The sequence below is a fragment of the Photobacterium sanctipauli genome, from assembly GCF_003026495.1.
Classification (GTDB): domain Bacteria; phylum Pseudomonadota; class Gammaproteobacteria; order Enterobacterales; family Vibrionaceae; genus Photobacterium; species Photobacterium sanctipauli.
Genome location: NZ_PYMA01000002.1, coordinates 202752 through 214243 on the forward strand (window position 1 = coordinate 202752; position 11492 = coordinate 214243).

The 11492-nt window shown below is 47.6% G+C and carries 10 protein-coding genes; 7 read left to right on the forward strand and 3 right to left on the reverse strand.

Annotated features, from left to right (window positions below; translation table 11 throughout):
- Nucleotides 1–255: 255 nt before the first annotated feature.
- Nucleotides 256–780, reverse strand: coding sequence for a DUF2062 domain-containing protein (locus tag C9I98_RS04115; RefSeq protein WP_036825867.1), 525 nt, complete (start codon nt 778–780; stop codon nt 256–258).
- A gap of 32 nt (nt 781–812) precedes the next feature.
- Here C9I98_RS04115 and C9I98_RS04120 point away from each other — a divergent pair, with 32 nt between their 5' ends.
- The 6 genes from C9I98_RS04120 to C9I98_RS04145 all read left to right on the forward strand — a co-directional run bounded on the left by C9I98_RS04120 (nt 813) and on the right by C9I98_RS04145 (nt 7826).
- Nucleotides 813–3149 carry a DNA internalization-related competence protein ComEC/Rec2 gene (locus C9I98_RS04120; RefSeq protein WP_036825864.1) on the forward strand — a complete coding sequence of 779 codons (2337 nt, stop codon included), beginning with the start codon at nt 813–815 and terminating at the stop codon, nt 3147–3149.
- 132 nt (nt 3150–3281) lie between these two features.
- Nucleotides 3282–5039, forward strand: coding sequence for a lipid A ABC transporter ATP-binding protein/permease MsbA (msbA, locus tag C9I98_RS04125; protein ID WP_036825862.1), 1758 nt, complete (start codon nt 3282–3284; stop codon nt 5037–5039).
- Between the two features lie 24 nt (nt 5040–5063).
- Entirely contained in the window at nt 5064–6071 is a 1008-nt protein-coding gene (lpxK, locus tag C9I98_RS04130; RefSeq protein WP_173424692.1) for a tetraacyldisaccharide 4'-kinase, read from the forward strand.
- Complete coding sequence (locus C9I98_RS04135) at nt 6052–6231, forward strand: Trm112 family protein (protein WP_036825857.1); 180 nt, start codon at nt 6052–6054, stop codon at nt 6229–6231. Before lpxK ends, C9I98_RS04135 begins: the two co-directional genes overlap by 20 nt.
- On the forward strand, nt 6231–6983 hold the full coding sequence (gene kdsB / locus C9I98_RS04140) for a 3-deoxy-manno-octulosonate cytidylyltransferase (RefSeq protein WP_036825855.1): 753 nt from the start codon (nt 6231–6233) through the stop codon (nt 6981–6983). Before C9I98_RS04135 ends, kdsB begins: the two co-directional genes overlap by 1 nt.
- A 474-nt stretch (nt 6984–7457) precedes the next feature.
- Nucleotides 7458–7826: a hypothetical protein gene (locus tag C9I98_RS04145; RefSeq protein ID WP_036829875.1), complete on the forward strand. Its 369-nt coding sequence runs from the start codon at nt 7458–7460 to the stop codon at nt 7824–7826.
- A gap of 776 nt (nt 7827–8602) precedes the next feature.
- Here the strand turns inward: C9I98_RS04145 and C9I98_RS04150 are convergent.
- On the reverse strand, nt 8603–9994 hold the full coding sequence (locus C9I98_RS04150) for an L-cystine transporter (protein ID WP_036825309.1): 1392 nt from the start codon (nt 9992–9994) through the stop codon (nt 8603–8605).
- 288 nt (nt 9995–10282) lie between these two features.
- Here C9I98_RS04150 and C9I98_RS04155 point away from each other — a divergent pair, with 288 nt between their 5' ends.
- On the forward strand, nt 10283–10492 hold the full coding sequence (locus C9I98_RS04155; protein WP_036830132.1) for a hypothetical protein: 210 nt from the start codon (nt 10283–10285) through the stop codon (nt 10490–10492).
- A gap of 91 nt (nt 10493–10583) precedes the next feature.
- Here the strand turns inward: C9I98_RS04155 and elyC are convergent, their stop codons facing one another.
- Nucleotides 10584–11405 carry an envelope biogenesis factor ElyC gene (elyC, locus tag C9I98_RS04160; protein ID WP_107271612.1) on the reverse strand — a complete coding sequence of 274 codons (822 nt, stop codon included), beginning with the start codon at nt 11403–11405 and terminating at the stop codon, nt 10584–10586.
- Nucleotides 11406–11492 lie beyond the last annotated feature (87 nt).

The window sequence follows — 11492 nt, forward strand, 5'->3', positions numbered from 1 at the left end:
GTGTTAGGGGCAGGGCGCTGGGTACATGGCAGTGGGTACAAGGGAGAGAGAATTAACGAATAGTGGTTAAATTTATCGACATAGATTCCATCATTGGCTGTATTTGTACAGCTAAATACAATGAGTGTGTGTCGTGACTTCCTTTATCGTGATGTCATTCTCCCCTTAGGTTGCTGCTGACTTATTTACATATTAAAAAACCTCGCATTAGCGAGGTTTTTTTATTTCGAGTATCAAGCCATAGCCGTATAGCGATTAGTCGAGGTTGAGCAACCGAAACTTTCGCTTTTGCCAACTACGGACGACTGAGTAGCGCCAAAGGCCGCGGATCCCAAAGTAGCCGACAAGGGAAAAGAAAATCGCACAAACCAAGCAGCCAAGTAGGAACGGCGGGCCAATTTGGTTCATCTGGTGCATGAGGAACTCCCACGACAGCTCAAAATGAAAAGGCTGGTGGGGGGTATTCATGAGCCACGCCCCGACTTTGTAGGCGGCATAGAACATGACTGGCATGGTAATCGGGTTGCTGATCCAAACAAGGCATACCGATAAAGGCAGGTTGACACTAAAAAGGATTGCCAACCCGGCAGCCATGATCATTTGACTGGGAAGAGGAACAAACGCCATAAACAAACCAACTGCAAAAGCACCTGATGCCGAACGGCGGTTAAGGCACCACAGGTTTGGGTTATAAAGCACACTACCAAAAATTTTCAGCGCTTTTTGGCGCTTAATCACTTCGTGGCTGGGCATGAAACGTTTAATTACTTGTCTTGGCATTGTCAGTCATTTTATTTACAGGCAATAACGGTATGAATATCGCTTTTGCCGGGATTGCTTTAGGACTATTGTCACTTCATTTCTGGCCATCGATACCAGAATATAATGGGTTTATTGCAGCTATTATATTTGGCTGCGTAGTGTGTGCTTATTTAGGCAAACCACTATTGATCTGGGTCGCTTTTGGCACACTGTTGGCGAATATCGCCGCAACATCCTATCTAAAAAACGTCCAACATATATTTATTGAGCCGGAGAATCTTACCATATTTGGGGAAGTTAGCAGCCTATTAAATGCTAACAAGCCCGTTATCACCTTTGATTTTGTAACTTCAAATTACCCGCCGTTAGGAAATGTTGAGTCGGTGCCAATGAAGTTTAGGTTACATTGGCCGCAAGGTGAGAATGAAACCGTGTTAAGGCAAGGTGAGCGATGGCAGTTTGAGGTGAGGCTTCGACCTCCTTATGGCCGGGTCAATAGCGCAGGGTATGATGCGGAAAAGCAATCTGTGGGAAAAGGGATTCATGGCCGGGGCACGGTATTATCAGGAAGGCGGCTTAGCCTTGAAGGTCAGCATTCCACTCGGCAACATCTGTTTGATTATCATTTTTCGCTGACCCAGGGTTTAGAGCAGCAAGCATATCTATTGGCATTGGGGTTTGGCTTTCGCGGGGAGTTGGATGACCAACACTGGTTGCTGCTAAGAGACAGCGGCCTTTCACATTTAATGGCAATTTCAGGTTTGCATATAGGCCTTGCGGTGATGGGGGGCTGGTGGCTGGGCCAATGCCTGCGAGGAATGCTCAACCTACCACTGTGGGGGCAATGGTTGCCATTATGGCTAGGGTTGGCTGCCGGGGCAGGGTATGCGTGGCTTGCCGGCTTTAGTATTCCAACGGTTCGAGCCTTGGTGATGAGCGCCATAGTCTTATTATTATTGCGGCTCAGGATACGTTTACCCGCCTGGCAGATCACCTTAATGACTTTTACGCTTTGCCTGGGCTTTGATCCCCTTGCGTCTTATACCGCGGGCTTCTGGTTATCCTTCTCAGCTGTTGTCATTATCCTATTCTGCCTGGTTGTCGGTGCTGGGAGGGCAAGCAATCTAGGGCCGCGCGACTCAAGTGTGGCCATTCATGCCGTTACTTGGGCGAAAGTGAAGCCTTTAGTACAAATTCAGTTTGCCCTGCTGCTATTGATGCTGCCGGTACAGTGGCTATGGTTTGGTGGTTTTACCCCTATGGCACCGTTGATTAACCTCCTTGCCGTACCTTGGGTCAGCCTGGTCACTGTCCCCTTGGTATTATTGGCCATTGTGTTTTCTTCCAGTGAGCTTGTTGCCAGCAAATTATGGTGGTTGGCCGATCACTCTTTAACACCGGTGTTAACAATTGCAGAGCTAGCCGTGGGTAGTTGGTGGGTATTAAGTCCGCTTGCCATGCTAATGCTATTTGGTGTGATGTTGTGTATCGCATTAAGGTGGTTTTTTCCCTTCTCGACGTTTCGCTTTTTCTATACGGCTTTGCTTATTGTGTTGGTTGCATGGGGGTGGGGTTTCCGTGGTGATAGGTCGGCTAAACCAGCAGGAGAGGTCGACCTGCTGTCTTGGCAGATCCACTTGCTGGATGTCGGACACGGGTTAGCCGTCTTGCTGGAAAGAAATGGCCGGGCTGTGCTGTACGACACAGGTAACCGCTGGGAATCGGGCAGTATTGCATCATCAGTGATTGCGCCGGTGCTTCATGCAAAAGGCATCCATCAACTCGACGGCTTAATCTTGAGCCATGCCGATAATGACCATGCGGGCGGTACCCAGTTTCTGGTCGAGCATTTTAAGCCGGGCTGGAAAAGAAGCAGTGATTTCCGTGCCGGTTTCGCCTCCTGTGTTAAAGGTGATAGGTGGCAGTGGCAAGGGCTGGAGTTTCGGGTCTTGTGGCCACCAAAGCGCGTATCCCGTGCTGCCAACCCTCATTCTTGTGTGATTGAAATAGCTAGTATGACAACCCAGTTTTCACCGGTATTACTGCTCACTGGGGATATCGATGCGATTTCAGAGCTGTTGTTGAAACAGCAAGCCCCTTCTCTTTCTCCCGATATCTTGCTAGTCCCGCACCATGGAAGCAACAGCTCGTCTACAGCGACGTGGCTTAGCGATATGTCACCGCAATTTGCATTGGTGTCGGTGGCTAAATATAGCCCATGGCCGTTGCCGTCATCTCTGGTTAAGCAGCGATATGTGACGAAAGGGGCACAATGGCTATCAACCGCTGATTCTGGGCAGATTTCGCTGACCATTGGGCCGGGGGATGTTAGCGTTCTGAGGTATAGGCAGGATGTAAAGCGGGCGTGGTTTCGTATTTATGAATAATTCGCCTTGGGGTGAAGTCGAAATTTGCATGAAAATTGAGCGGTTTACAAAGGGGGTGGATTAACTTATTTGGTCCAATGACGCTAAGCGAGTAGAATGTGAAGAATTGACTTCAAAAATAAATGAATTTTCATGACACAACCCAACGATCAAACCACTTGGGATACCTTTAAGCGCCTCTGGCCTTCCATCAGCCTGTATAAAGCGGGCTTAGGTGTTGCCATTGTTGCCCTTATCGTCAATGCCGCAAGTGATGCCCTGATGCTTTCGATGATTAAGCCATTGATGGACGAAAGCTTTGGCGGAATAGACAGTGTAGAGTCGAACTTCTTGGCAATGATGCCGATTTATTTACTGGGTTTGATGATCCTACGTGGGGTCAGTGGCTTCGTTTCAACCTATTGCCTAGCTTGGGTGTCTGGCAATGTCGTGATGACCATGCGCCGCCAGATGTTCAACCATTTCATGAAAATGCCTGTGGGCTATTTCGATAAGGAATCGGCCGGTAAATTGCTTTCCCGCATCACCTATGATTCTGAACAAGTGGCTTCGGCAACCAGTGGTGCCTTGGTGAATTTGGTTCGCGAGGGTGCAACCATCATCGCACTCATGGCCATCATGTTTTACAACAGCTGGCAGCTTTCCGCGATCCTCCTGATTATCGCGCCAATCGTCGCTATTTCTATCCGTGTTGTTTCAAAGCGTTTTCGCCGCATCTCGAAAAATATGCAAGATGCAATGGGCTCGGTCACCTCATCGGCAGAGCAAATGCTGAAAGGCCACAAAGTGGTATTGAGCTATGGCGGCCAGCAAGTTGAGAAAGACCGTTTTGATAACGTCAGCAACCGCATGCGCCAGCAAACCATGAAATTGGTCTCTGCTCAGGCCATTGCTAACCCGGTGATCCAGGTTATTGCTTCGTTGGCGTTGGTCGCGGTGCTGATTTTGGCCAATACTGACACACTGCGCGAGTCGCTGACGCCGGGTACCTTTGCCCTGATCTTCGGTTCGATGTTTGGCTTGATGCGCCCTTTGAAATCGCTGACTAACGTTACTTCACAGTTCCAGCGCGGTATGGCGGCATGTAGCACCCTATTTGACTTGATGGAGCAGGAAACCGAGAAAGACCACGGTAACCTGGTGGCCGGCCGAGTAAATGGTGAAGTTAAAGTCAAAGACGTGACTTTCACCTACCCGACCAAAGATACCCCCGCGCTACGCAACGTTAGCTTTGACCTGCCGGCCGGTAAGACATTGGCATTGGTCGGCCGTTCTGGCTCGGGCAAAAGTACCATCGCTAACTTGCTAACCCGTTTCTACGACATCGACTCTGGTAGCATTACCATCGATGACCATGATATCTGTGAGTACAAGTTGGCTAACCTGCGTGATCAGGTGGCCGTGGTCTCCCAGAACGTACACTTATTCAATGACACTGTTGCCAACAATATCGCTTACGCCAGTGGTGATAAGTACAGCCGCGAAGATATTGAAAAAGCAGCACGCCTTGCCCATGCGATGGACTTCATCGAAGGGATGGATGAAGGCATGGATACCATGATTGGTGAAAATGGCGTCAGCCTATCGGGCGGTCAGCGCCAGCGCCTTGCCATTGCCCGCGCCTTACTGCGTGATGCGCCAATCTTGATTCTGGATGAGGCAACCTCGGCATTGGATACCGAATCTGAGCGAGCTATTCAGGCGGCGCTCGATGAGCTGCAAAAAGACCGTACCGTGTTGGTGATTGCCCACCGCTTGTCGACAATCGAAAAAGCTGATCAGATCTTGGTGGTGGACGAGGGTGAAATTATCGAGCAGGGCGTTCACGCTGAGCTGCTGGCTCAAGATGGCGCCTATGCCCAATTGCACCGTATCCAGTTTGGCGAGTAGCGGCCTGGGCATATCATGGCATCAATGATTGAAAAAATTTGGTTCGAGTCCCACCCGGCCGGCCGGGCACTGAAGCCTTTATTATGGCCATTGAGTAAGCTCTTTGGCCTGATAAGTCGTCGTCGCCGGCAGCAATATCAAACCGGTCGCAAGCCCGCCTATCATGCTTCTGTGCCTGTCGTCGTTGTGGGCAATATCACCGCTGGTGGGAACGGCAAAACCCCTGTGGTGGTATGGCTGGTTGAGCAGTTACTCGCGGCAGGCTTGAAACCCGGCGTTGTGTCGCGGGGGTATGGCGGTAAAGCGCCCCATTACCCTTACCGTATCGACGGGCAGAGTAGCACCAGCGAGGCGGGCGACGAGCCTATACTAATCTACCGCCGTACTGGTGTGCCTGTTGCCGTATCACCGAAAAGGGCAGAAGCTGTTGCATTGCTTGAGCCCGAGGTCGATGTCATTATTACTGATGATGGCTTGCAGCATTATGCGTTAGCACGCGATATTGAGATTGTTGTCATTGACGGCCAGCGTCGGTTTGGCAACCAGCAACTGATACCGCTTGGGCCATTGCGTGAAGGTTGCGAGCGCTTGCAAGAAGTGGATTTTCTGATTTGTAATGGTGATCAACCACAAGCAAACGAAATCCCGATGCATTTGGCTCCATCGCCGCTTATCAACTTGAAAACCGGTGAGCGGGCAGAGCTCCAATCGCTTGAAGGCGACTTGGTCGCGATGGCGGGTATTGGTCATCCGCCACGATTTTTTAATACATTAAACCAGCTAGGTGCTAACCCTGTTGTTTGTCAGCCGTTTGCTGATCATCAGGCTTTCTCCGAGCAGGAATTACAACAGTTGGCTGCCAATGGGCAGCATCTGATCATGACAGAGAAAGATGCGGTGAAATGCCACGCTTTCGCCCTGCCTAATTGGTGGTACTTGCCGGTGGATGCCGTCATGCCAGAGCCGCAGGCTGAGAGCTTGATTAACCGCATTAAAAAGGTAAAGGAAGAATATGGATCATCGTCTACTTGAAATCGTTGCTTGCCCTGTTTGCAAAGGTAAATTGAATTTCGACAAAGAGAAAAATGAGCTGATTTGTAAGTTTGATCGTTTGGCTTACGGCATCAAGGACGGTATTCCAGTTCTGCTTGAGCCTGAGGCACGCACATTGAGCTCGGAAGAGGTGAAATAATGTCATTTACTGTCATTATTCCAGCCCGATACCAATCATCCCGCCTACCGGGTAAACCGCTTGCAGATATCGCGGGCAAGCCAATGATCCAGTGGGTTTATGAGCAGGCCAGCAAAGCCGGTGCTACTCAAGTGATTGTTGCCACGGATGACCAGCGCATTGTTGATGTTGTGACGGGCTTTGGTGGTGAGGTTTGCCTAACCCGAGATGATCATGAATCGGGTACTGAGCGCCTTGCCGAAGTGGTTGAAAAGTATAATCTGGCCGATGATGAAATCGTGGTTAATGTGCAAGGTGACGAGCCGCTGATCCCTGATTCAATTATTCGCCAGGTGGCGACCAACCTTGCAAGCAGCCAAGCGCCGATGGCGACATTGGCAGTGCACATTGACCATGCCGATGAGGTGTTCAACCCGAACGCCGTGAAGGTGGTGACGGATAAAGACGGCTATGCCTTGTACTTTAGCCGTGCATCGATTCCGTGGGATCGTGATAACTATGCCAAGCGCCCGCAGGAAATCCATCATAACCTGATGCGCCATATCGGTATCTATGCCTACCGTGCCGGTTTTATTAACACCTACATCAACTGGGAGCCAAGTGCGCTAGAGAAAATCGAGGCACTGGAGCAACTACGCGTGCTGTGGTACGGCGAGAAGATCCACGTTGAAGTCGCGATTGATGCGCCGCCTGCTGGTGTTGATACGCCGGAAGATCTTGAAAAGGTCCGTCAGCTGGTTGCTGCAGACTAGCTTGTACCATTAAGCCGCATCGTAGTGAGCTTAAATACAGTCAAAGGGCTGATGGGTTATCCCATCAGCCCTTTTTTAATCATAGGGGTAACCATATTGTATGGTCAAATCAAGCTTAGGTTGAATATTTGAATTAAATTATTGTTTTGTTTAAATAAGATGTTACTTTTTACTTAATAGTAACGTTCATAATAATATCAACAGATGGCAGATATAAGAGAATAATAAATTTACTTTTTGAAATGAGCATTATAAATTCGAGTCACCTTTCTGCTGTTTTATTTTTATTTTATCTTTATTTTTGTGAGGTGGTGTGGGTTTTCTTAATGTGTGTTAAAATAACTCAAATACAAAAAACATATTCTGCGTGATTAATATTTTGTTTATATTTTATTTTTGATTGTGTTTTTACTTGCTTGTTTGTATATATTGTGTCAGATGAAATTTTGTAATTAGTAACTTTTAGGTGATACATTGAAATTTGGTGATTTTTTTGTGTGGGCTGTGATGTTGGCGTTATCTGCACTAATGCTAAGCAACTTTTTGACTTATAAGGTTTTATCGAAAGAAAATGAAGTTTTAAATGCAAAGGTTAACTTGCTAAATAATGAGGTGGTTCAAACAGAAACTCGTTTGGTAAACCTTCTTGACTATGCGGTTTCAATGAAAAGCCAGCTAACACAATCAAAACAGAGTGTTGGAAATAAAAACTTTTATCCTGATGGTACTTTTTGCTATCGGGGAGTAATTGCGATAGAAAAAAGTGGCTTAACTGATTTTGAGTATGTTGATTCTGATGAATGTGGAGTTGTTTCTTTAGATGAGATGACTATTGATAATTAGCACTAATTTGATGTTCTCTACACTTTGATTATTATATGATAATCAAAGTGCGGTAAGCTATACAGTGCTTATGTTGAGGAAATACCCTTTGGTTATTAATGAGTCGACAAATTGAGTATGGTAATTTTATAAAATAATAGACTGGTTTACTCATTTTTAGTTAAGTAATCATTTAAAACGTCTAGTCTGTCGCAGTAATTAGCCCTGCAAAATATTGCTGAAAATGTACTTCACTTATAACAATCGGAATGGCTCACCCATAGATGATATGGGGCTGTTGGTAGCATAAAATTAATCAATACCCTAGCGATAAATGCACTCTTTTTAAGGCGAGTAATATTAATACTCGCCTTTTTATTCGCCCAGCTAAGCTGGCAAATCCGTCAGGTTGAAAGAAACCTGAATCGCCCTAGCTCTAAGCGAATGGCAAGGGTGTTGATGACCAACGGCAGGCTCCGAAGGAAGCCATAGGAAGTTAGAGGCACACAACGCAAATGAAACTGATTCGGCTTGATAGGTGGGTAAGCGTGAAAAATAGCTCAAAGCCTAATACTCAGTCAGACCTATTGAGAGTTTGAGGGAGCGTTTCTGACAGGGAGTCAGCCAGTTACTGGGAAAGCAAAAGGTGGGGCAGAAATTGATATGCAGAGCCTGAGTGACTTCGTCTCAAATCTGAGTGATAACTTCGATTAACTGCTTCTAGAACTCAATTAGGTAAATCAAGAAGGACGAGCATAATTGCTCGTCCTTCTTGATTTTAACAAAAGTGAATATTATCAAGCTTTTGCTGGTTCACCCTCGATGTCGTTATCTGACTCGAAGATCTCATCATCAGCCTGACCCAACACGCGAGAGGTGATGGTACCTGCTGTCATAGCTCCACTTACGTTAACGGCGGTACGGCCCATATCAATCAACGGCTCGATTGAGATCAGGAGACCCGCAAGCGCGACAGGCATATCCAATGCGGATAGTACGATAAGTGCGGCGAAAGTCGCACCACCACCGACACCGGCGATACCAAATGAGCTGATAGTCACAATTGCGATTAGTGTCAGCATGAAGCCTGGGTCCAGCGGGTTAATACCGATGGTAGGGGCAATCATTACTGCTAGCATGGCAGGGTATAGGCCCGCACAACCGTTCTGGCCCATGGTCGCACCAAATGATGCAGAGAAGTTAGCCACGCCTTCACCATTACCCAGCTTCTTAACCTGAGTATCGACGTTCAGCGGGATGGTACCGGCACTTGAGCGAGAGGTGAATGCGAACGTCAGCACAGGTAGGATTTTCTTCAGGTAGCGCACAGGATTAACACCGACAAAGGTCACCAGTACCAAGTGCATCACCAAGATCAGGCCAAGGCCAACGTAGGAGGCTACAACAAAGTTAATCAGGCTCAAGATGTCATCGTAGTTTGAACCTGCAACCACTTTGGTCATTAGGGCTAGCACGCCGTATGGCGTTAGGCTTAGCACCATACGTACTAGGGTACGCACGATTTCTTGTGCAACATTCACGAACTTTTCAAAGCTCGCGCCAAGCTCTGGCTGGGTGCGCATTACCGTCAGGCCTGCAACACCGATAAAGGCTGAGAAAATAACAACAGCGATGGTTGAGGTGGCACGGCTACCTGCAAGGTCCGCAAACGGGTTGCCAGGGAAGAACGAGATAATCATGTCAGCAAATGACAAGGTCTGAACCGTCGTCAGGCGAGTTTCCAGTGCTTCGCCACGTGCAATTTCACGTGCGCCTTGGACAATGCCTTCGGCCGTTAGGCCGAACATATTGCTCACCAGAATACCGATTAAGGCAGATGCTGCAGTTGTTGCCAGCAGGATACCAATACTTAGGCCGGAGATCTTACCCAGCGAGCCAGAGTCTTTAACCTTAATGATGGCACCAATGATCGACACCATGATCAAAGGCATGATGATCATTTTCAGCAAGCTAACATAGCCCGCGCCAACAATGTTGACGTACTCCAGTGTGCTGGCGATAACTTCGCTGCCGCCACCGTAAACAAGCTGTAGTGCGCCACCGAACACAACACCTAGCCCTAGGCTGGTAAATACACGCTTTGATAGCGTATTTTCTGCTTTTTGTTGCTTATACAGCAGGCCAATAAGAATGACGAAAATCGCCAAGTTTAATATCTGGTACATCATATTCGGTATCCTAAATCTCGCCGTGACCTGCAAGTTCCGTTTACAGGCATATCAATAACTAATAGGCGGACAATAATATGATGCAGTTTGCAAATCGGGAATGGCTTTATTGGAATTTAAATATGAACAAATTTACTATCATATTCCAAGTTTTTATAAGTGCGGTTAAGTTGTATATAAAATGGCCTTTTATTGATATTGCTTCGAAAAAATGACCATTCATGCTTTATTCGTCACGTGACTGACCGCCTTAATTTATTGAGGGTAAAATATAACGAGAGAGTAATTATGGTTCGTCAATACGCGCGATTTTCATTAAACCGTCCTTGGGCACACCGCCTATTTTTGCTAACAATGGCTTTGATGCTAATGGTTTCCGTTTATCAGGTGCTGGCAAATGAGTCGTTGGTTTATATTGCCAATATCGGCTTGGTTGCTTGCATTGTTCCCCTTTTCGCCATGGCGTCAGACTACAAGCGCAAATACCTGCACGATTAAGCCGTAGAGACGAAAACGTCCCGTGAGCTGTTTAGTAACAGTTCACGGGACGTTAGTTTTTTTGTGGCAGGGCTTAAACCTAAAGCTACACCTAAGCTGAAACCTGAGCCGGCTCGTCAGGGGTTGACGGCGCTTGAATTTCAGGATCCTTAGGGGCAACGACCTTTCTCAGTTGTTGCCACCACCGGCCAAGTCTTTCATGCCAGTAGCGTTCAGTCTGCTCTAGGAATTTCGCTTGCGGGCGGTATCTATGCCAAGGTTCCTCTATCTTATTGCTGGCCAAGAAGTTGGTTGGTGCCGCAGCAGGGTTAAGCCCCACTTCATGGAACTCATTCATGGCCCTGGTCATATGGCTGGCTGAAGTAACGATAACCAGCTTCTTATCGCCCACGACGGTTGCTGCTTGGAAGGCTTCTTCCCAGGTGTCTTTTGCCGTCTCCAGTAGCAAGATGTCATTCTTATTTACCCCGAGTGCCAGTGCGACCTTTGCCATCATCCTGGCTTGGCTGATCTCAGTGCCGGCACCATATCCCGACAGGATCATTTTTGAACCTGGGAACATGCGGTGGATGCGGATCCCTTCCGACAGGCGCATCAATGAGGTTCTGGATAGTTGGGAAGTGATGGGCATCTTGTTATCGATGACATGACCGCTTCCCAGCACCATGACGAATTCGACAGTCCGGTCTGAAGGGACATAAGGCGGGTAGGCTTTTTCCAGTGGTCGCAGCAGGCTGGTCGCGACAGGCTGGAATGACACTAGGAATATTCCTAGAAATGCAAAACCGATGAAAAATGATGCAAGTCCCTTACGTCGAGTAAACCAAAGCAGCAGTAACCCGAACAAGCCCAGCAACAGCAAGGCAGGTAGGGGCATCAAAAACGTTGAAACAATTTTTTTTAGTTCAAACATGCAATGTAGTCCGAAAAATCAGCAGTTGAGCTTGAAAAAGCATCACAAGCCTTTATTCCTCTTTCGCTTGTGAGAAAATAAGCCACA

What these genes read in the sequence shown, in the direction of transcription:
- kdsB (WP_036825855.1), top strand. Translation starts at nt 6,231, where the DNA reads ATGTCATTTACTGTCATTATTCCAGCCCGATACCAATCATCCCGCCTA.
- msbA (WP_036825862.1), top strand. Translation starts at nt 3,282, where the DNA reads ATGACACAACCCAACGATCAAACCACTTGGGATACCTTTAAGCGCCTC.
- C9I98_RS04155 (WP_036830132.1), top strand. Translation starts at nt 10,283, where the DNA reads ATGGTTCGTCAATACGCGCGATTTTCATTAAACCGTCCTTGGGCACAC.
- C9I98_RS04150 (WP_036825309.1), bottom strand. Translation starts at nt 9,994, where the DNA reads ATGATGTACCAGATATTAAACTTGGCGATTTTCGTCATTCTTATTGGC.
- C9I98_RS04135 (WP_036825857.1), top strand. Translation starts at nt 6,052, where the DNA reads ATGGATCATCGTCTACTTGAAATCGTTGCTTGCCCTGTTTGCAAAGGT.
- lpxK (WP_173424692.1), top strand. Translation starts at nt 5,064, where the DNA reads ATGATTGAAAAAATTTGGTTCGAGTCCCACCCGGCCGGCCGGGCACTG.
- elyC (WP_107271612.1), bottom strand. Translation starts at nt 11,405, where the DNA reads ATGTTTGAACTAAAAAAAATTGTTTCAACGTTTTTGATGCCCCTACCT.
- C9I98_RS04115 (WP_036825867.1), bottom strand. Translation starts at nt 780, where the DNA reads ATGCCAAGACAAGTAATTAAACGTTTCATGCCCAGCCACGAAGTGATT.
- C9I98_RS04120 (WP_036825864.1), top strand. Translation starts at nt 813, where the DNA reads ATGAATATCGCTTTTGCCGGGATTGCTTTAGGACTATTGTCACTTCAT.